We start from the raw sequence: 20412 nt of genomic DNA, 5'->3' as shown, positions 1-20412 counted from the left end.
TCATTTCTAGGAGGAGTGGCCGCTGTGTCTGACATCTACGAATGGGCCCCGGAGGACAGCAAATTCTGGCAGTCCAAGGGCAAAAGAATCGCAAACCGCAACCTGTGGATATCCATTCCCAGCCTCCTGTGCGGCTTCGCCGTGTGGCTCTACTGGGGCATTATCACCGTACAAATGCTCAACCTCGGCTTTCCCATTGCCAAGGCCGATCTGTTTACCCTGATGGCCATCGCCGGCCTTACCGGAGCCACCCTGCGCATTCCCAGCAGCTTCTTTATCCGGCTGTTTGGCGGGCGCAACACCATCGTGTTTACCACCGCACTGCTGATGATTCCCGCCCTCGGCACCGGCATCGCCCTGCAGAACAAGGAAACCCCTCTGTGGATATTCCAACTGCTGGCACTGCTGTCCGGTATCGGCGGCGGTAACTTCGCCTCTTCCATGTCCAATATCAGTTTCTTTTTCCCCAGGGAAAAACAGGGCCTGGCCCTGGGCCTGAATGCGGGTCTGGGTAACTTCGGCGTTACCACCATGCAGATCCTGGTGCCGCTGTTTATGACCATCGGTGCCTTCGGCGCCGCCGGCGGCGATCCCATGACCCTGGTGAGCAGCTCCGGCTCCCTGATCGGCAAGATACCGGCGGGCTCCGAGGCATGGATTCAGAATGCCGGCTTTGTGTGGCTGCTGTTTCTGGTACCCCTGGCCTTTATCGGCTGGTTCGGTATGAACAACCTGCGCACCGAGGAAGTCACCCCGGAAGTGGGCAATACCCTCGGCGCCGTGATCAAGATGACCATGATGCTGGGCATCGGCCTGATCACCGCTGTGGTGGGCCTGTGGTTGTTACTGCCGGAAGCGGCCAACGGCTCCGGCTGGGGTGTGCCCAAGGAAGTGGTGCTGGTGCTGGTGATTGCCGCCACGGTGCTGGGCCTCAAACTGCTGCCCGGTGAGATCGGAACCAGCCTGCAACGCCAGTACCGCATCTTCAATAACAAGCACACCTGGGTGATGAGTGTGATCTACACCATGACCTTCGGCAGCTTTATTGGCTTCGCCGCCGCCTTCCCGTTGGCCATCAAGGTCATCTTCGGCTACAGCCATGTGATGGTGGATGGGGTAATGACCCATGACACCATCAACAATAACGGCCCCAGTGCCCTGATGTACGCCTGGATGGGCCCCTTTATCGGCGCCCTGATCCGCCCGGTGGGCGGCTGGATTTCCGACCGAATCGGCGGTGCCCTGGTCACCCAGATCTGTGCGGTGATTATGGTGGCAAGCGCCCTGGGCGTGGCCTACTACATGAAAGCCGCCTATGCTTCAGCCGCTCCGGAAGAATTCTTCCTGCCCTTCTTCCTGCTGTTTTTGATCCTGTTTGCCGCCACCGGAATCGGCAACGGTTCTACTTTCCGCACCATCGCCATGGTGTTTCCCAAGGAGCAGGCAGGCCCGGTGCTGGGATGGACCTCAGCGGTCGCCGCCTACGGTGCCTTCTATATTCCCAAGGTCTTCGGGGAGCAGATCAAGGCCACCACCCCAGAATACGCACTGGCAGGCTTCGCCATCTTCTATGCGGTATGCCTGGTGATTAACTACTGGTTCTACCTGCGCAAGAACGGCGAATTCTATAATCCGTAATTCTGTTTCATTCACGGGATAGCGTAAATTCGGGGAGGTTTTCACCTCCCCTTTTTTATTTCACCTGAGTCAATATTGGAGTGATATCCGTTTCCTCAAAAAGGCTGGCGATCAGCTTTCGATCTGAATCCTTGTGATAGTAGAATTCCACTTCATCCCAACCTTCAACTGTTGGCATCGTCGGGCATAGATGCCTGGCAATGGCGCGGCACATATCCCTGTAAAAATCCATATCGTGGAACTTATCCAGATAAATATGGCCGTCAGAGATATCCTCATCACTGATCGTATAATTGTAACCCACAGGCTCCTGGAAATAGTAAGCCTGCACGGTGAAAGATGCATCTGTGTTTTCCGTTACCGCATATTGAACGGGGCCTTCACGGACAATTTGTCGGTACGCGGTAAGCTCTTCCACAACTGAGGCCAGACTGTCATCCGTCTCGATGGTGCTTTCAAAGTCAAAATAATTCTTGTGGATAGCCTCAAAACAACTCAAGATCGTCGTAATGCCTTCCGCCTGTAGCTCTGCCCTCATTTCCTCAAGCACTTCCACAAGCTTTTCTGTGGTGAGGGCGTTGCGAAAATAGTAACAGCCATCCTTTTCGATAGCTGATTGGAATATTGTTAACTCTCGTTCCGGGTGATCGAAATCGAGATTGTAGACAGCTTGTGTTGGATCAGATATGTGGTTATTTAACTCAACCTTGCCCAAATGCGGAATGAAGAAGTGATAAGACCAGTATTTTGGATAGTGACTGAAACGCTGGCAGTGCGCTTCGATATAACCGGGCAAGTATTCAAGATCGAAGAAGGAGGCCAGGTGGTAGTTACCCGCCCCCTGATATTCAGCAATAGAGTCTTGGTTATAAAACGGGTGTTCACCATGAAAAGCGATCTTGACCTTTTGCCCGCTGGCGGCGCGGCAAGCCAGGTAAAAGTACAGGGCATCGTCTTTGTAGGTAGAGCGAATAACGACAGTATCGCCCTTTCGGCAAATATGGTACTGGAAAAAATTGATCCGGTAGGGCTCGCAATCCTGAATCTCTTCCTCTATTTCCAGGGTATCCGATCCCGAGCGGGTTAAGCGGTAATGGTGTCCATTCTCTTCAATACACCGGGCCAGGACCGGATATAAATCCTCAACACGCACTGCTTTCGCTATGGGTAATCCCTCAAGCTGTGCTTTTTCCCTGTAACACTTATCGCCCTCGTTAACGAGAGAAATTCCTATTAAAACGCCCATATGAGTACCATCTAGTTAGCTGGCATTCAAAAATAGCAAAAAATCATCCGGGGTTTTAGCTAGTTACTATTTTTTGCACAACCATTTGCTCAAAGATCACTTACAAACCGGCAAGGCTACCGGCCTTGAATTGGGCAAAATAGGTAGTGCCTGCACGCAGTTGCAGGCGCTCACAGGAGAGGCGGGAAATATCCGCGTACAACATTTGCCCTGCGGCAGTTAATTGCAGTCGTATGCGGCCATTGGCCAGACCCTGTTTCCCGGCCAGGGTCACCGGCAGGCAGTTGAGGATGCTGGACAGGCCCGGTTTCTCCAGACTGAGACTGATATCGCCGGCATCCAGCAGGAAAGCGGCGGTATCGCCATTGCGGTAGTGGCCCGTGACCCTGTCCGCATAGAGGGAAACCCCACCCAAATCCAAACTCAGCAGGCCATCACGCAGGGATTCCACCCGCGCCTCAATCCGGCTGCGGCAGCTATCCCCCAATGCATTGGCCTCCAGGCGCCTAGCCACCTCGGTCAGAGACATCGGCGCGGACAAATTCGCGCACTCCATCCACAGGCAGCGTTGCGCCAGCAGTTGTATCTCGTCGAAGTCGTGACTGGTCCAGATCACCAGCGCCGGGTGACGGGTCCAGAAATCCCGTAAGGTCGGCAACAAACGCCGCAGTACCTGGGCGCGCTCCACTGCTGAAAGCGCCTCATCGAATAGCTGTAGCGGCGCATTGTGGAAAAGCTGGCGCAACAGCGCCACCCGCTGAGCCTCACCGCCGGATAACAACTCCACCGGTTGATGGAGTAGCGGCGCAATACCGAAGTCCCTCAGCAGCTGATCGCACTCTTCCCCGGGCAGTGATCTGCGGCTGTAGCGGCGGGCCAGTGCCAGGTTGTCCGCCACCGACTGCCCGGCAAACAGGCGGCTGTCCTGAAAGCCTAAGGAGAGGGCGCGCTTGTGGGTCGCCAGGGCGCGGCGCCCAGACTGCCAGACGGTACTGGCAAAAGCGATCGTGCCGCGGCAGCGCCGCTGGCCGGCCAGGGTCGACAGCAGCGTACTCTTGCCACCGCCGGAGGGGCCGGTAAGACCGAAAACACCACTCGCCGGCAGGATCAATTGCCACGGCGTGGTGGCATTCAGTGAAGTCACCAGCCCTTCCACACAGAGTCCGGCAGAGTCAGTACTGCTCGCATCAGTACCAAACAGGGGCTGGGTAATTTCCATTAGCCCCATACCCCCGTCGCCGGCTTAAGGCTCTCTTTAGTTGAGCCGCGCGGAGCCAAAATGTGCCCGAGCCAACGGGCCAGCAATAACAGTACTGTAGTAATCCCTATCAACATCAGGGCCAATCGGTGCGCCGCACCGTACTCCATCGCCTCCACATGCTGGTAGAGCGCAATGGAGACCACCTGGGTCTCACCGGGAATAGCACCGCCGATCATCAGCACTACGCCGAACTCACCCAATGTGTGGGCGAAGGTCAGCGCGCAGGCGCTCACAATTGCCGCGCGACTTGCGGGCAGCACAACTTTTAATAGTGCCGCCCAGGGCGGCATACCCAGCGCCGAAGCGGCCTGGCTCAGGCGCTGGCCGTTGGTATTAAAGGCGGCGAGTAACGGCTGCACCATAAACGGCAGGGAATAAATCACCGAGGCAAACACCAGACCGCCGAAGGAAAATACCAGAGGTCCGCCCAAGAGCTGCGACAGCCACTGACCGGAGGCGTAATTGGGGGAAAACAACAACAGTAAATAGAAACCCAACACTGTCGGCGGCAGCACCAGCGGCAGGGTAATTAATATCTCTATGCCATGGCGCCAGCGGCTCTGCCACTGGCTCAACCGCCAGGCCAGGGGCACCCCAAGCACAAATAACAGCAGGGTGGTCAGTCCGGCCAGCTTCAGGGTGAGCCACAGGGCCTGCCAGTCGGCAGCGGCGATAGTCATCGCCCGCGCCCCGCGCGCTGCGCCGGCAGAACACCGTAACCCAGGTCGCGCAGTTGTGCCTGTACTTCGGGTGAGCGCAGGTAGTCGGCGAGGGCCTGTGCTTTTTCAGGCTGACGACTCTGAATGGGGATCACCAACTGCTGTTCAATGGGGTGATACCAATGCTGGGGCAGCAGCCAGAAATTCTCCCGCCCGGCGGCGCGCATCTGGCTGGCGGCGACAAAGCCCAACTGCACATTGCCGGAATCCAGCATTAAATAGGCCTGGCCGGCATTGTGGGCCCAAGCCAGCTGAGTTTGTTTTTTTTCCCATAAGCCCAGACTTTCCAGTGCCTGCCGGGCGGCACTGCCAAAGGGCGCTAAGTTGGGATCAGCTAATACGATTTTATCGGGCCAGTGCTGCAATAAGCCTTCAGGTTCCGATTCTGATTTCGGATGCCAGAGAGCCAATAATCCCAAGGCGTAGGTACGCCGACTGTCACCCAGTACGCCGCCCTGTTTTTCCAGCCGCTCGGGCCGCTCGCGGTCGGCGGACAGGAATAAATCGAAGGGAGCGCGGTGCACTATCTGTTGGTAGAGCACACCGGAGCTGCCACTGCTGAGCTGCACCGGGCAAGTGTTGCCGCGCTCGAATGCCGGCAGCACCTGTTCCAGTGCCGGGCGGAAGCTGGCCGCCACCGCCACACGCAGGGTGCAGCTATCCGCATTGACCGGCAGCGCAGTCGCCAGCAGTAAACTGCACAGCAGAAAGCTCAGCCGGCGGACCACTTGTCCATCTCCTCGGCATCGCTGGCGCGGGCCTCGACCCAGCGTTCAGTGGCATTACCGGTCTGATCTGCAATGGCTTCGCGCTTCCAAAAAGGGGCCTCTGTCTTGAGGCGGTCCATGATGTACTGGCAGGCGGCAAAGGCGGCCTGGCGGTGCGGGCTGGTAACGCCGACAAAAACAATTTCGTCGTTGATCTGCATGGGGCCAACCCGGTGAACTATGGCCACGCGCCCCAGAGACCAACGGCTGCGCGCCTCACCGGTGATGCGTTGCAGGCTTTTTTCTGTCATACCGGGATAGTGCTCCAGGGCCAGGCCGCAGACATCACTACCGGCATTGAAGTCGCGCACCGAACCCACAAACAAGGCACAGGCGCCATCCCCGCTATTGCCCTGCAGGGCCGCGTATTCGACAGCCACATTGAGCGGCGTTTCACACACCTCGATACGATCGACTGCTTTCATACAGGCACCATTAGCCGCCGGTCACCGGCGGAAAAAACGCGACCTCATCCCCGGCATTCACGAGCGTATCGGGCTCCGCCAGCTCCTGGTTCAATGCCATACGGATATCGTCCCGTTGCAGGTAGACGCGCCAATGGGGGTATTGCTCACACAGCGCTTCACGCAGGGCACTGAGACTACCGCAAAAGTCTGCCAGGGCAATTTCGCCGGTGTCCAACTGCTGTCGCAGGCGTGCGAAAAACAGAACCTTCACCATGTCTTTCTACCTCTGAAATACTCAAGCACTTGCCGGCGCATTGCTGCGCCAATGGCCACTCTTGCCACCGGTTTTCTGCAGCAATCGGGTCGGGCCAATTTCCATCGTCGGGTCCGCCGCTTTGCACATATCGTAAATCGTCAGCGCCGCCACCGAGGCTGCGGTTAATGCCTCCATCTCCACGCCGGTGCGTCCGGCCAGGCGGCAGAAGGCGGTGATATGCACACTGTGCTTGTCCGGCTGCAGTTCAAACTCCAGTGCTACCTTGGTCAGCGCCAGGGGGTGGCAGAGGGGTATCAGATCCGCGGTTTTCTTGGCGGCCTGGATACCGGCAATGCGGGCCACCGATAACACATCGCCCTTCTTGTGCGCCCCCTGGCTCAGCAATGCAAAGGCCTCCGCACCCATGCAAATACGGCTCTCTGCCAGGGCACTGCGATCAGTGATGTCCTTCTCGGTGACATCCACCATGTTGGCTTCACCGCGCTGGTTTAGGTGGGTTAACTGGCTCACAAATTACCCCCGACTCTCGCAGGGGGCGCTGGCAAAGCGCACATGGGGAATGAAGTTGCAGGGCTTATGGCGGGCATCCAGCTGCTCCAGCAATATACCCTCCCAGGCAGTGCGACAGGCGCCGGTGGAGCCGGGCATACAGCACAGCAGCGTGCGGTTGGCGAGGCCGGCGAGTGCGCGGGACTGCACGGTGGAGCTGCCGATATCCGCCAGGGAAAGCTGGCGGAACAACTCGCCAAAACCATCGACGGTTTTATCGAACAGCGGGCTCAGGGCTTCCGGGGTGGAGTCGCGCCCGGTAAAGCCGGTGCCGCCGGTCACCAACACCACCTGTACTTCGGGGTCCGCAATCCAGGCGGAAACCACCGCGCGCATCTGGTAGATATCGTCCGGAGTGATACGTTTATCTGCAAGCTGGTGGCCGGCGGAAGTCAGGACTTCCACCAGGTACTGGCCGGAGGTATCGGTCTGCGCAGTGCGCGTATCGGATACGGTAAGTACTGCGATATTCAGCGGTACAAATGTTTTACTGGCGTGTGTGGACATCATCAGTGTTCTCTTAAATAACGGTTTTCGGACAGGTTATCCGGTACCGTCAGGCCAAGATAATCCGCCGGCGTGTTGATATTGCGATGCCAGCCGCCGGCGCTTTTTAATGAAATGGATTCAGCACCCAGGTGGCGCAGCAGTGCACCCACAGAGTTATGCGCGCTCCCCGCCACTGCACGGCACAAATAATCGAGGCATGGATGGTTGAGCGGCAGCCACAGGGGGAAAAAGCAGTTTTCAAAATAACAGGGGCCACCAATGCTCTGCCCCTGCACTAACAATTCTGCGAGATGCGCCCGCCTCAGCAGCGGCATATCCACCGGGATCACCAAGGCGGCCTCGGCACCGGTGGCCAGCGCCACAGAGTAGAGGCCGCCCAACGGACCGCGCTCTGGCACCAGGTCTTCGATGCCTCCGGGGCGCGCGCCGCTGGTCACCACTTGTGCCAGCGGCAGTGCACGCAACAACGCCTCGGCGTGCTCCAGGAAACTGCCGCACTCAGGGTGTGTGAGCAGGGCCTTGTCGCGGCCCATACGACGGGAGCGGCCGCCGGCCAGCACCACACCGATGGTCGATTTGTTGATGTTCGCCCTGGCCATAAACCCTAGCCCCCCAGCATTGCCAGGTTGCGGGTGGCGCCGGTAAAGCCTTCGTGCAGCTGGTGGCCGGCGGTCTTGCCGCCGATCAATGCGCGAATATGCGCGGCCAGGGCCTCACTGTCGCCGGCGGCGATCACCTCGCGCATCTCGAAGCCCTGGTCGGCGAACAGGCACAGGTGCAGCTTGCCCTGGGCCGATACCCGCAGGCGGTTGCAACTGGCACAGAAGTCTTTGCCATAGGGCGTGATCAGACCGATACGCCCGGCGTAATCGGGGTGAAAATATTCCCGCGCCGGGCCGGCATCGCGGCTGCGGATTACCTGCTCCCAACCCGCGCGCAACAGCAGGGCTTCAATATCGCTGCCTGACACATGGTTGCTGGCGAAAAACGCGCGATTGTCACCGGTGCGCATCAGTTCGATAAAGCGCAGGGTCACCGGGGTCTCGCGAATCCAGGCGAGGAAGTTATCCAGCTCGGCCAGGTTGTACTGGCGCAGCAGCACCGCATTGACCTTGGTCTCAATGCCCAGCGCCAGGGCGCGATCCAGCCCCGCGAGGGCTTTATCGAGGCGGTCGTGACCGGTGATATGCTGGAATTGGGCTGGGTCGAGGCTATCAATGCTGACATTGACCTGATCCAGGCCGGCGCGGTGCCAGTCGTCGATCTGGCTGGGTAGGCGATAGCCGTTGGTGGTGATGGCGAGGCGGCGAATCCTGTCGCTGGCCCGCACCGCTTCAAGCAGTGGCACCAGATCCTTTCGCAGGGAGGGCTCACCACCGGTAAGGCGCACTTTCTCTGTGCCCAGAGCGGCAAAGGCGCGCACCAGGGTGGCCACTTCCGGCACCGACAGGGGGTTTTCGCCCTTGAGGGAACGGCCACAGCCGATACCCTCGGGCAGGCAGTAGTTGCAGCGGTAATTGCAGATGTCCGTGACGGACAGGCGCAGGTAGTAAAACCTGCGGCCAAAGCGGTCTTGTAACATTAAACGCCTTTCCAAATTGGGGAGGCCGCGCAGTTTCCCGCCCGACCCTGGTGACCGTTATGGCCACGGTCCCGACACCCTGCAGCAGAATCAAAGATCAGCGCTGTTTAGGCGGCGGGACTCGGTGTTTAAACTGGTGTCAGTGTATCAAGCCAGCCAATTTATGCTTGGGGCAAAGGTGGTACCCCCTTCGCCCTTGCCGCCGCGACACCGGTGCCCCGGGAGGGGAAAGGCCGGCCTGCGGGTTGTTGTGCTCGTTAGAAATTGGCGGTCAGCATCAGCCAGACCTTGTCGGTATCCACCCTGTATTCATCGGCATCATAGGTGGCGTATTTGACCAGTGCAGAGACCTCCTGGGTGATTTTCCGGCTGTAGGTGATATTCCACTCGTTACCGTATTCGGTTGAGGAATCACTCGCCTTGAAATTGTGGAAATTCACACTCAACTTGCCCTCGCCAATTTTTGTGGCGCCGCCGATATACAGGTCCTCGATACCCTCGCCCGGTGTTGCCAGAAACTGATCGGTAAAGCCCTGAAATTTATGCAGGGTGGCCAGTGGGGTTTTGAACCCGACACCGTTATCGGAACCCAGCACCTCATAGCCAAGCCTGGTGTCAACCGGACCCAGCGCAGTAGCCAACTCCACCAGGTAATAGTTGGCGCTGTAGTCGAGGGGGCTGTCGCCGATATCGGTCTGGCGTGCGTAACTCAACTTCGCCTTCACAGGGCCAAATGCCCCCTTATAGTCCAGGCCGTAAGTGCGGCTGGAATTATTCACCGCATCTTCCAGATCCAGATTGTAGAGGTAACCGGTCAGGCTGTGGCCATCGGCCACCGGGTAGGCGGCGTGGAACAGTTGGATATCCCCCTCAAAGTACCCATTGGCGCTGTCCTCGCCAAAAATACGATTAACTTTGTAAATGTAGCTGTAGTCCAGTTGCAGGCTTTCGGTACTGCCATACTGGTAGCGCACCCCATCGTAGGTCTGCTCATTCTGGCGCCAGGCCACACCGCCGACAAACCGCTGATTATCCAAATTGATACGCTGACGCCCGGCGGTAATCACCGAGTTGTCACCCCGATAGCGCAGGTAGGCCTGATTGACTTCGGTACCATTTGGATCGGCAATCACCGGGTATTGGCTTTTGCCATTGACCGTCGAATTGAAATTATCATTCCCGATATCAGTGACATCATCCATTTCGAGAAAAGCGTCAAAACCACGATAGCTGCCGCTTTTCCAGTTCAACCGGGTTCTCAGGGTGGATGCCGTGGCATCCCGGTTTAAATTGTCCTGATCGACAGCCTCCACGCGATAGCGCAGATTCAGCCCGACCTCACCGGATTTCAGCGCGTCGGTTAATGTGGCATTTTCACCATCCTGCGCCGCAGCCTGCAAAGCGGTTGTGCTGCAGGCCCCCAGCAGTAAAGCTCCGATAATTCTGGATAATCTGTGCGTGATCATGACGCTTTTCCTTTGCAACAACGAATTGGCAGAGACAAAGCTACAACTTTTTCACCGCCGTTGAAATCTTTGCATTTTTCACCCAGGCAATGTGTCTACTACTTTCCCTTATGCAAGCCTGATACCAAATTGGTAGTCAACCCTGCCTATCCGGGAGCACTGCCGTATCCTCCGCCTGATCGAATAGAAAATTGTTTTGCCGGGCAAAGGCCAGGCGCTGCTGGTGTCTTTCGCGCTGTATGGCCAGATACATCACCAGCATACACACAGCGAGCACCCCGTAGAGCAGCATAAAGGCGGCGCTGTGAATACCCACCAAGTCCTGGGCAATACCAAACAGTACCGGCAGGGTGAAACCGCCCAGTGCACCAATAGTGGCCACGCTGCCCCCCACGCTGCCCATATGCGCCGGGTAGTTATCGTGCAGGGCCTTATACACAGAGGCGCGCCCAAACCCCTGGGCGATACCGATCACCAGTAGCAACAGGGTGAACAGTTCGATACCCACTTCAATATTCAATTGCACATCCCGGGCCACACCGTGGATGGTCATGCTGGTGGGGGGGTAGCTGAGGAAAAAAAGACACACCAGGCAGGTCCAGAATACGCTCCAGCTGACCGTGCGCGCCCCATAGCGGTCCGCAAACCAGCCCCCCAGGGCACGCAGCGAACTGGACAGGGCCACAAACAGCAACGTCAATGCCATTGCCACCGGTGTACTTACCCCGTACACCGCCAGGTAATAGTTCGGCAGCCACAGCAAAAGGGCGAGAAAGCTGCCGAAGACAAAATAGTAGTAAAGTCCATAGCGCCATACGCGTATCTCCAGCAGCGGTTTGAGATGATCGGCAAGCGCACGCTTGCCGCGACTGCGCATATAGCGGGTTTCCTCCGGGGCAAAAAACCAAAACAGAAACAGCATCAGCAGTATGCCGAAACCATACACAGGCCCTATCCACTCCCGTCCAAACCAATTCTGTATCGCCGGCGCCAGCGCCAGGGTAATGGCCGCACCGGCATTACCCGCACCAAAAATGCCCAGGGCAGTACCCTGCTGCCTCCTTTCAAACCAGGGGCTGATATAGCGGATGCCCAGTACGAAGGACACACCGGAAATACCCAGCCACAAACCGGCCAGCAGGTGTGCACTGTAGCTGGTGATCGACGGCAGCAGAAACAACACCGGCAACAACAACAGCATCTGCAACAAAATAAGGTTTTTCGCCGAGAAATACTCCACCAGCAGGCCTGCGGGAAAGCGCAGCAGTGCACCACTCAGGATGGGCGCCGCCAGCAGGATACCGTACTCGGTAGCGGACAGAGCCAGCTGCGCACGAATCTCCACACCGAGCACCGCGTAGAGTGTCCACACGGAAAAGTTGGCGGCGAACATGGCCGAGGCAAACATCAATGCGCGCCCGGCAAGTTGCTGGGTATATTGCACGGCAGGCTCCCCGTGTTATGCAGATTTTCAACCAAAGGCCCGACTGATCGCGCAGGCCCTGTATGGGCAAATTCCGGCCACAGAGTGCCAGAAGCGCACTGTGCCGGCGAAGGCGACGCAGCCCGGCGGGACTATTGAATGACAAGATGCACAAAAACGGTTTCGCCAGCAATTACTCCCAAAAATCCCCCCGAGCGGAAACCTATTGACACAACTACCACCTGCTGGGTAGCCCGCGCAGTGAAACCGCCAGGCGGGCCCCCTTCCCGCTACCCCAATGGGATTAACCCGCCCTGAAGAGCCGGGCAAGAGGCCCCCGCCTACCCCCTTTGCGCACTTTTTTTGCAGCGCTGCTCAAATACCATCGGTCATGACCCTATCCACCGCTAGATTACTGAGAAGCCGGAGAAAATAGTCATGAGCCAATCCAGCGGCCTCAATCTGTTTCATTGGGGCGATCCCAAAATAAAGACGCTGCACATTACCTGGTTTGCGTTCTTCCTGACTTTCCTGGTGTGGTTCTCCCATGCTCCGCTGATGGTCTTTATCAAGGAAGCCTTCGACCTCACCAGCCAGCAGGTGAAAGCCCTGTTAATCCTCAATGTGGCACTCACCATCCCCGCGCGTATTGTGATCGGTATGCTGGTGGACAAACTGGGCCCGCGCCTGGTGTACAGCGGCCTGCTGATCACCTCGTCCGCGATCTGCCTGGGCTTCGCTACCGCAGACAGTTACCAGTCCCTGGCCCTGTTCCGCTTTTTGCTCGGCTTTGTCGGCGCGGGCTTCGTGATCGGCATCCGCATGGTGGGCGAGTGGTTCCCGGCCAGGCAGGTGGGCCTGGCGGAGGGCATCTACGGTGGCTGGGGGAATTTCGGTTCCGCTGCCGGTGCCATAACCCTGCCCACCCTCGCCCTGTTGTTCGGCGGCGAGGACGGCTGGCGCTACGCCCTCGGCCTCACCGGGGTGCTCGCCGGGCTCTACGGCATCCTCTACTACCGCATCGCGCGCAATACCCCCAAGGGCTCCACCTACTTCAAGCCGAAGAAAAGCGGCGGCCTGGAAGTGACCAGCAAGCGCGACTTTTACTTCTACCTGCTGATGAACGTGCCCATGTACCTGGCGCTGGCGGCACTGGCCTACAAGCTGTCCCCCAGTGGGGTGGCCCTGCTCAGCCAGGAGGCCACCTACAGCATGTGGGGATTGCTGATAGCCCTGTTCGCTTTACAGACCCGCATGATCTGGAGTGTGAACCGGGAGCACCTGCGCAAGGGGGTACCGGCGCTGGAGAAGTACAATTTCAAGCAGGTGGCCATTTTGGACCTGGCCTACTTTGTCACCTTCGGCTCGGAACTGGCGGTGGTCTCCATGCTACCTTTGTTCTTTCTGGAAACCTTTGAAGGGTTGAGCCCGGTGAAGGCCGGCCTGCTCGCTTCCGGCTTCGCCTTTATGAACCTGGTGGCGCGCCCCACCGGCGGCTATTTCTCTGACAAGCTGGGACGCCGCCGCAGCCTGATGTTCCTGATTGGCGGCTTGGCGGTGGGTTACTTTGTGCTGAGCCAGATCGACGGCAGCTGGTGGATTCCCGCCGCGGTGATCGCCACCATGTGCTGCTCCTTCTTCGTACAGGCCGGCGAGGGCGCGGTGTTTGCCATAGTGCCCCTGGTGAAGCGCCGTATGACCGGGCAGATTGCCGGTATGGCCGGTGCCTATGGCAATGTGGGCGCGGTGACCTTTCTCACCACCCTGTCCTATGTGAGCTACAGCCAGTTCTTTTTGGTAATCGCCGGGGCTGCCGCTGTGATCTTCTTTGCCTGCGTGTTTCTGGATGAGCCCAAGGGCAAGATTGCGGAAGTGCTGCCAGACGGCACAGTGCAGCTGATTAGCGTAGAGTAAGACCCCGAGGCGGCGGAGGGCTCTGCTGTTCTCCGCTGATTCTGTGCGCCAGGCACCGCTACCAGAGGGGGACCGACCATGACCGAAACCGGCCCGACCATTTCCGCACATTGCGGACAGCCCCCCGCTGCCGCGCCGCAACCGGTGCTGCAGCTGCGCCACGGCCTGTGCAGCCGCGCCGGTATCAAAGCACAGAATGAAGACTCGGCCCTGTTCCACTGGCCGCAAAGCCCGCATCTGCAACAGTACCTTGGCGCGGTGGCGGCACTGGCGGACGGGGTCAGTTCCGCCGAGGCCGGGGCCCTCGCCAGCCACACCGCCACCGGGCAGTTTGTGCGGGATTATTACAAGGTACCGGACACCTGGTCGGTGGCCCATGCCGGACAAAAGATCCTCGCCTCCATCAATAGCAAGCTGTACCGCAAAAGCCACGACTATCCCCAGCAGGAAAAGGGCTTCCTGTGTACTTTTTCGGCCCTGGTGTTCAAATCCCGCACCGCGCACTATTTCCATATCGGCGACAGCCGCATTTATCACCTGCGCGGTGATACCCTCAAGTGCCTGACCCGCGACCACAACATTACCCTGGCACACCGCCAACAGATGCTGTCGCGTGCACTCGGCATGGATACCGGCCTGCAGGTGGACTACGGACAAGTGGGCCTGGCTGACAACGATATGCTGCTGCTCACCAGCGACGGGGTACACGACTTTATCGACGAAGGTGCTCTGCGCAAACTGCTCGCGGACACCCATTCAAGCGAGCAGGAAAAGGCGGAAACCCTGGTGCGCATCGCCGAGGAAAACGGCAGCGATGACAATCTGTCGGCGCTGGTGGTGCGGGTGCAGGCACTGCCCCAGGCCACCCTGGACGATTACAGCCGCCAGCTCACGCGCCTGCCTTTTCCGCCGGAGCTGGAGCCGGGCATGGTGCTGGACGGCTACCGGGTGGAGCGCGAGCTGTTCTCCTCCCAGCGCAGCCAGCTGTATCTGGTGTGCGATACGGCCTGCGGTGAAACCCTGGTGATGAAAACCCCCTCGGTGAATTACGAGGACGATATCCACTATATCGACCGCTTTGTGCAGGAGGAGTGGATCGGCCTGCGCATTCACAGCAAGCATGTGGTACGCCTGCACCGGCAGGAACGGCCGCGCAGCGCACTCTACTACCTGATGGAGTACGTGGATGGTATCACCCTGGAAACCTGGATTGCCCGCAATCGCTTTCCCAAGCCGGCGGAAGCCTTCCGTATCCTCAAGCAGGTCGCGACGGGGCTGCAGGCGTTTCACGACCAGGAGACCATTCATCAGGATCTGAAACCCGCGAATATCATGGTGGATAGCGACGGCCAGGTAAAAATTATCGACTTCGGCTCGGTGTATATCGCCGGCAGTGCCGAGATCTTCCGCCCGCTGGAACACCCGGCGGCGCTGGGTACCGCCAGCTATTCGGACCCCCACTATATTCTCGGTCGCAACAGCGGTATTCGCGGCGATATCTACGCCCTGGCCACCATTGCCTACGAGATGTTTACCGGGGAACTTCCCTATGGAGAGGAGATTGAGGCGTGTCGCTCCAACGCGGATTACGAGCGCCTGCGCTACCGTTCCGCCACCCAGTTCAACCCGGTGGTACCCCTCTGGTTCGACCGCGCACTGGCGCGCGGCTGCAGTATCGACCTGGAGCAGCGCTACCCCACGCTGGAGGAATTGATACGGGACCTGGGCAGCCCCAATCCGGACTACCTGCGCGAAGACCCCACAGACAGGGGCGACGCTTCCCTGTTCTGGAAAATCCTGTGCGGTATCTGGGTGGTCACTCTGCTGGCGGTAGTTGCGCTCTTCTCCTCCGGCACCTAGGTTTTATCCGATCATACGCAGCCAGTTCTCCACCAACCCACACACGCTATGGCCCGTGGCGGCTGTATACCAGCGCAGCAGTAGTGACCACAGACCTTTACATGCACCACCTAGCGTACCTCCACGACATACTGCCGAACCGGTAGGCCATAAATGCTGGAACAACTCCGGGTCCTGCGCAACTGTGCCTACACCCAGGCGCGGTTACGCGCGAACAGGGATGCTTTCACCGCATACTGAATGTGGCGAGTATTCTGTTATATGGCTCCGTTAGTATTGATTCTGCCCCGTTAAAATCATCTGAAAAAGAATTGTGAGATCAACGTGATAACAATTCAGCAGCTTGATGGATTTATGGTTGGGACTTGACAGGAAAATCGAGTTTCATGGCGGGTACTCCCCACGGGGAGAATCCGTATCTCTAGGGTTTCCATTGCCCAACTCCCGTTCCTTTTGGATGCGCACATACACTTCTTCACGGTGAACAGGCAAGGATTTTGGGGCCTTGATGCCCACCCTTACCTGATTACCCGTCACACCCAATACGGTGACTGAGACATTTTTTCCAATTCTGAGATTCTCGCCTGGCCGGCGTTTTAAAATCAACATAAGCCTTTCCTTCCGGGTCGCAAATCCCGGGCTGATTTTTCATGATGGGAATACTTGGAAAGTAAGGTCTGAAGGCACTACAAGGCGGGGCACGGGAACGGTAGGCGGTAAAGCAGAACAGACGAATGCAACGCTCCCAGAGCCTGGGGAATCGCTCCAACCACCTGAATCTACCCCGCTTTATTGAAGACGAGCGGGCTTCTAGCGTATTATCCATAAAGCCATTTTGATAGTTCACTTATCAATTTGGTTAGCTGGCCCCTGGTGTTCGTGCACCTTGGGTCAGCGCCTTTTTATTTACGCTTATGTCACGCTACCGTTCTCCTATCGAGGAAATGGATCTTTTAGAAACGCTTGGGCTTCCCGGGCCATTGGCTCACAGAAGCCCACTCAATCTCGACCCACAACACAGATAAATGTTTGACAATTTTACGTAGCCTTGATACCAAAAACAATCTTAATAAAATCCAATAAGATCATTTTGATGCCTATATTTCCGTTGCGGTAGAAAGTCAAAATGATTGCCAGCATCCAAGATCTGGCTGTGATCGCATATAGGCTAAAACACCTGAAGACGAAGGAGGGCTTGAAAACCGACATTCAGCCGCACGAACACCCGCCAGAGCATGCGCCATCGATGATGAAGCCGTTCGATGAACCTTACCTATCTATACTGCGGACCAGATGGAACTCTTTTCATGGTTCAAACATCCAAGCTTTCCTGTGAACGTAAAGTTAGTGAAAATTTGCCCGATCTTCACCCGGAGGCGCTACAAAAAAACAAGAAAAGGTACGCAAGACGAGGTGGGTGTTTACCTGTGAATGGCTAAAAGGGTCTTTATCCTATCTATGCCCCACTAAAGTCCATAGGGAAGCGAGCAGCCCGGCATTGGGCTTTTTCAATTCTGTATTTATTATAGGGGGAAATTTGGCAAGCAATTCTGGTACCTAAAGAAGCGTTATGAAGGAAATGCCCGGTAAGGAAACAAGACCAACAATAGAAGGCTTTATAGGTAGTGTTCACGTTAACCATTTTCTGGCTTGTACTGATGTACCTAAAATGAATTGCTGACTGGTTGAAAGCAGAATACCAAAGATTTTCCACAGACTTGATTTGGAACTGGTGATTGGAATAATACTGGACACGCTGATCATCTTATAAGCATCCGTACTCAGAGCGTATCACTGGAATAGAAATGAGAATTTTGTTGTTACTTATTGTTGCAGTTGTAGCGTCATCGAGCAGTTTTGTAGTGCATGTTATTTCTGCGCAATGGCTACCGGAGTGGGTAAGTAGCCAAATGCAGGGCGTGCATATTCAACCTTCCTGGAAGGTGAAGTATGTGGCTCTGATAAGCGTAAGCGCTCAGCTAACAGCGCCCTTTGATTCACTTTGTTACTGTTGGCCTCAACTTCCAGGCAACCGGACAAAACCGTGGATAGGGTGATAGGCAGAATCAGATGCATGACGAACCCTCTCTATTATTTTGAGGGATCGTACATGAAGTGGGGAGGGGGAACAAATACAGACAACTTCGCGAATTGCCTGTTATTTGTAGTAGTTCAGACTTGATCTGACAGTTACCGGTTTTTATTATCAATATTTACGGAAGTGTGAGATGTGGTGAGTGGGTTATGGCTTTTAGTGAGTTATCGTGTTGGCAAGTTGTGAAATACTATCTTCGGTTATACTAAAAAAACTCCAATCCATTTCGTGTTTAGCCCCAAGAGATTTATAGAACTTTTTTGCCGAAATATTAGAAGTTAAAATATCCCACCGTATTTTTTTACAGCCAATATCTTTACACTCTTGAGCCAGTGATTTCATAAGTTCTTTACCAACGGACATTTGGCGAAATTCTGGCTTAACAAACAATTCCTTTATATAAACCCAGGGCGTAAGATCATAGGTAAAAGGCAAGTGATAATAAACCAGCATTCCTGAAACTGTATTGTTTGTTTCTGCAACAAATACATCAAAATCATTTTTATGAAATAAGCGTGCTTCTAACTCTTCAGCAGTGACAAGAAAATTATCTAAATAACCTTCAAATTCTGCTAGTTGCCTCATCATCTGTAATAGACTGGCAGAATCATCAAGAGAGGCTTTTCTTACTTTAAGAGAAAGTTCACTCATAACTTTTACCACCTACCAAAGTAAAACCTTCATCTACCCAGCCAATAGCGCCCCCTATCATTTTTTTTAATGGCCTGTTTAATTTTGCAAGTTTTATTGCAGCCTTTTCCGTTGCGTTGCAATGTGGACCTGCACAATAGACAACAAACAATGTATTCTTTGGATATTCCTGAAGCCTTTGCTCATTTATTTGTGAGTGGGGCAAGTTGATCGCACCATCTATATGCCCTTTAGCAAAAACCTGCTCACCCCTTACATCAAGAAGTACAAAGTCCTTTCTGTTATTGCTAATTGCATGATGCACATCCCAGCAGTCAGTTTCAAATTCAAGCAGAGATTGAAAGTGATTTAGTGCGTTTTTACTACTGGCAGCGGGTGGCCTTGAAACAGCAGAGGACATATTTTTTCTCCTTGGTATTTGATATTACTTATTGTAAATAGAAACTGGATTATTCTATACTGGCTTAAAGGACAATGTTCGTTAAGATCAAGCCAGTTTCTTTCAGTGAGCCTTTTATGTATAGAACAGCCATTTTAACTTATGACAAAGCAGCCTTCTTTGAACTTGGCTGCGCCATTGAGTTGTTCGGATTGCCTCGACCAGAGTTTGAACACTGGTATGAGTGTGAAGTTGTCTCTTTTAGTCAAAAGCCATTGAGTTTTATTAGCGGTATACAATTAAATTGTAAATCTGTAAATAATCTCAAAGGTTACGATTTACTGATCATCCCAAGCTGGCCGACAGATGAATTTGATATTCCAGAAATTATAGCCAGAGAAATCAAAAGGTTTTATCGTAAAGGAAAGAGAATTATCTCTTTTTGTTCGGGAGCATTTTTATTGGCTGAACTTGGCCTTTTTGAGAACAGAAAAGCCACAACTCATTGGCGCTATGCTGAGATATTTAAGGGTAGATTCAACGATGTTGAATATGTAGATGATGTTTTATATCTACATGATGGAAATATTGGTTGCTCGGCAGGAAGTTCATCAGCAATAGACCTTGGAATAGAAGTTATTAGAAGTGATTTTGGCAATGAGGCCGCAAACAAAGTGGCTCGACGCTTGGTTTTATCGGCGCATAGAAAGGGAGGTCAATCACAATTTGCGGAAACACCTGTTCAAAGCGAAGCAGGTCAGTTTTCAAAAGCACTTGACTGGGCTTTGCTGAATTTATGTAAACCAATTAACATAGATTTATTTGCATCCAAGGCAAATATGACTCGAAGAACATTTGATAGAAAATTCAAGGCCAACTTAAACATCACACCTAAAGACTGGCTTACGCATCAACGACTAAATCACGCAAAAAGTTTGTTAGAAAAATATGATTATAGTATGGAAAAAATTGCAGAAAACTCTGGATTTGATAATGCTACAACAATGAGGCACCATTTCCGAAAAGAAGTAGGAATTTCACCAAGTTCATATAGAGAACAATTTAAGTCCGCGAATCAAGGGCGTATAAGTTGTAGATAAAAATTCAGATGAGTTGTAGTAGTTCAGACTTGATCTGACATTTACCGATTTTTCTGACGGTGCTCTGTCAGGTCAGGTTCAGTTCACGAACTTTTCCATCCAGATCTTTTTGCCATCATCAAGCGTTTGTACTGGCGTACGGCCACAGCACTTCCTGCCTTGGTGGGTGGGTTCGTTCATTATGTGGGTGCGCCTGGGCGGCGCACCCGGCCAAAAAGTTGTTCTCTACGACTACCATCCAAGTCGCAGCGGAGCCGTGGCCAACACACTGCTGTCTGACTTCAATGGCTACCTGCAAACCGACGATTACGTTGGTTATCATGCCGTGGGCACAGAACAGGGTAGCTTGATGCGTGAAGCCGGGCTGACCTGCAAGCAGCCGGGTCCTCACAAATACAAGAAGGCAACTGTCGAGCGACCGGATATACCGAATGAGCTTGATCGTCAGTTCAATGTGGGAAAGCCAAATCAAGTTTGGTGCGGAGATATCACCTATATCTGGGCCGGTTCACGCTGGTGCTATCTCGCTACGGTTATAGACCTGTATGCCCGCCGTATTGTTGGGTGG

General features: G+C 55.0%; 19 protein-coding genes, 2 pseudogenes and 1 riboswitch. Of the genes and pseudogenes, 6 read left to right on the top strand and 15 right to left on the bottom strand.

The annotated features are described in order from the left end of the window. Positions 1-24 precede the first annotated feature (24 nt). Positions 25-1638 carry an MFS transporter gene (locus tag Q1A48_RS11140; protein WP_299944729.1) on the top strand — a complete coding sequence of 538 codons (1614 nt, stop codon included), beginning with the start codon at positions 25-27 and terminating at the stop codon, positions 1636-1638. A gap of 55 nt (positions 1639-1693) precedes the next feature. Here the strand turns inward: Q1A48_RS11140 and Q1A48_RS11135 are convergent, their stop codons facing one another. From Q1A48_RS11135 to Q1A48_RS11080, 12 genes are all read right to left on the bottom strand, one after another. Beyond that, a complete protein-coding gene (locus Q1A48_RS11135; RefSeq protein ID WP_299944727.1) occupies positions 1694-2884 on the bottom strand; it encodes a hypothetical protein in 1191 nt (396 codons plus the stop codon). Between the two features lie 100 nt (positions 2885-2984). Continuing rightward, positions 2985-4103, bottom strand: coding sequence for an ATP-binding cassette domain-containing protein (locus Q1A48_RS11130; protein WP_299944725.1), 1119 nt, complete (start codon positions 4101-4103; stop codon positions 2985-2987). Then, positions 4103-4825 (bottom strand): molybdate ABC transporter permease subunit, encoded by a 723-nt coding sequence (modB, locus tag Q1A48_RS11125; RefSeq protein ID WP_299944723.1) that lies wholly within the window; start codon positions 4823-4825, stop codon positions 4103-4105. Before modB ends, Q1A48_RS11130 begins: the two co-directional genes overlap by 1 nt. After that, positions 4822-5592 carry a molybdate ABC transporter substrate-binding protein gene (gene modA, locus Q1A48_RS11120; protein WP_299944720.1) on the bottom strand — a complete coding sequence of 257 codons (771 nt, stop codon included), beginning with the start codon at positions 5590-5592 and terminating at the stop codon, positions 4822-4824. The genes modB and modA overlap by 4 nt, the downstream gene beginning before the upstream one ends. Then, entirely contained in the window at positions 5577-6056 is a 480-nt protein-coding gene (gene moaE / locus Q1A48_RS11115; protein ID WP_299944718.1) for a molybdopterin synthase catalytic subunit MoaE, read from the bottom strand. Before moaE ends, modA begins: the two co-directional genes overlap by 16 nt. A gap of 10 nt (positions 6057-6066) precedes the next feature. After that, entirely contained in the window at positions 6067-6312 is a 246-nt protein-coding gene (moaD, locus tag Q1A48_RS11110) for a molybdopterin converting factor subunit 1 (protein ID WP_299944716.1), read from the bottom strand. A gap of 21 nt (positions 6313-6333) precedes the next feature. Next, positions 6334-6825, bottom strand: a complete 492-nt coding sequence (moaC, locus tag Q1A48_RS11105) for a cyclic pyranopterin monophosphate synthase MoaC (protein WP_299944714.1) — start codon at positions 6823-6825, stop codon at positions 6334-6336. 3 nt (positions 6826-6828) lie between these two features. After that, the gene (moaB, locus tag Q1A48_RS11100; RefSeq protein WP_299944796.1) at positions 6829-7371 is read right to left on the bottom strand and encodes a molybdenum cofactor biosynthesis protein B; all 543 of its coding nucleotides are present in this window, start codon (positions 7369-7371) and stop codon (positions 6829-6831) included. 2 nt (positions 7372-7373) lie between these two features. Continuing rightward, on the bottom strand, positions 7374-7973 hold the full coding sequence (locus Q1A48_RS11095; RefSeq protein ID WP_299944712.1) for a molybdenum cofactor guanylyltransferase: 600 nt from the start codon (positions 7971-7973) through the stop codon (positions 7374-7376). Between the two features lie 5 nt (positions 7974-7978). After that, positions 7979-8956, bottom strand: a complete 978-nt coding sequence (gene moaA, locus Q1A48_RS11090; RefSeq protein WP_299944711.1) for a GTP 3',8-cyclase MoaA — start codon at positions 8954-8956, stop codon at positions 7979-7981. Further along, positions 8945-9095, bottom strand: a riboswitch (molybdenum cofactor riboswitch). (Overlaps the previous gene by 12 nt.) A 118-nt stretch (positions 9096-9213) precedes the next feature. Further along, complete coding sequence (locus Q1A48_RS11085) at positions 9214-10422, bottom strand: alginate export family protein (RefSeq protein WP_299944709.1); 1209 nt, start codon at positions 10420-10422, stop codon at positions 9214-9216. A gap of 136 nt (positions 10423-10558) precedes the next feature. Continuing rightward, positions 10559-11866, bottom strand: a complete 1308-nt coding sequence (locus Q1A48_RS11080) for an MFS transporter (protein WP_299944708.1) — start codon at positions 11864-11866, stop codon at positions 10559-10561. Positions 11867-12283: 417 nt separating this feature from the next. Between Q1A48_RS11080 and Q1A48_RS11075 the strand changes: the two genes are divergently transcribed. Further along, entirely contained in the window at positions 12284-13759 is a 1476-nt protein-coding gene (locus Q1A48_RS11075) for a NarK family nitrate/nitrite MFS transporter (RefSeq protein ID WP_299944706.1), read from the top strand. A gap of 78 nt (positions 13760-13837) precedes the next feature. Then, positions 13838-15619, top strand: coding sequence for a bifunctional protein-serine/threonine kinase/phosphatase (locus tag Q1A48_RS11070; protein ID WP_299944704.1), 1782 nt, complete (start codon positions 13838-13840; stop codon positions 15617-15619). A 384-nt stretch (positions 15620-16003) separates the two neighbouring features. Here Q1A48_RS11070 and csrA read toward each other — a convergent pair whose 3' ends face one another. The 3 genes from csrA to Q1A48_RS11055 all read right to left on the bottom strand — a co-directional run bounded on the left by csrA (position 16004) and on the right by Q1A48_RS11055 (position 18765). Beyond that, complete coding sequence (gene csrA / locus Q1A48_RS11065) at positions 16004-16228, bottom strand: carbon storage regulator CsrA (RefSeq protein ID WP_299944702.1); 225 nt, start codon at positions 16226-16228, stop codon at positions 16004-16006. A gap of 1642 nt (positions 16229-17870) precedes the next feature. Further along, positions 17871-18365 carry a GNAT family N-acetyltransferase gene (locus tag Q1A48_RS11060; protein WP_299944700.1) on the bottom strand — a complete coding sequence of 165 codons (495 nt, stop codon included), beginning with the start codon at positions 18363-18365 and terminating at the stop codon, positions 17871-17873. Further along, positions 18358-18765 carry a rhodanese-like domain-containing protein gene (locus tag Q1A48_RS11055; protein ID WP_299944698.1) on the bottom strand — a complete coding sequence of 136 codons (408 nt, stop codon included), beginning with the start codon at positions 18763-18765 and terminating at the stop codon, positions 18358-18360. Before Q1A48_RS11055 ends, Q1A48_RS11060 begins: the two co-directional genes overlap by 8 nt. Positions 18766-18839: 74 nt before the next feature. Here Q1A48_RS11055 and Q1A48_RS11050 point away from each other — a divergent pair, with 74 nt between their 5' ends. The 3 genes and pseudogenes from Q1A48_RS11050 to Q1A48_RS11040 form a co-directional block, all read left to right on the top strand. After that, positions 18840-19844: a helix-turn-helix domain-containing protein gene (locus Q1A48_RS11050; protein ID WP_299944696.1), complete on the top strand. Its 1005-nt coding sequence runs from the start codon at positions 18840-18842 to the stop codon at positions 19842-19844. A 181-nt stretch (positions 19845-20025) separates the two neighbouring features. Continuing rightward, a pseudogene (locus Q1A48_RS11045) lies at positions 20026-20166 on the top strand (transposase); the annotation flags it as partial. A 21-nt stretch (positions 20167-20187) separates the two neighbouring features. Further along, positions 20188-20412, top strand: a pseudogene (locus Q1A48_RS11040) (DDE-type integrase/transposase/recombinase); the annotation flags it as partial.

Source organism: uncultured Microbulbifer sp. (genome assembly GCF_947489355.1).
Lineage (GTDB): Bacteria > Pseudomonadota > Gammaproteobacteria > Pseudomonadales > Cellvibrionaceae > Microbulbifer.
The sequence above is the reverse complement of the archived record's forward strand: the minus strand, read 5'-3'. Positions and strand labels throughout refer to the sequence as shown.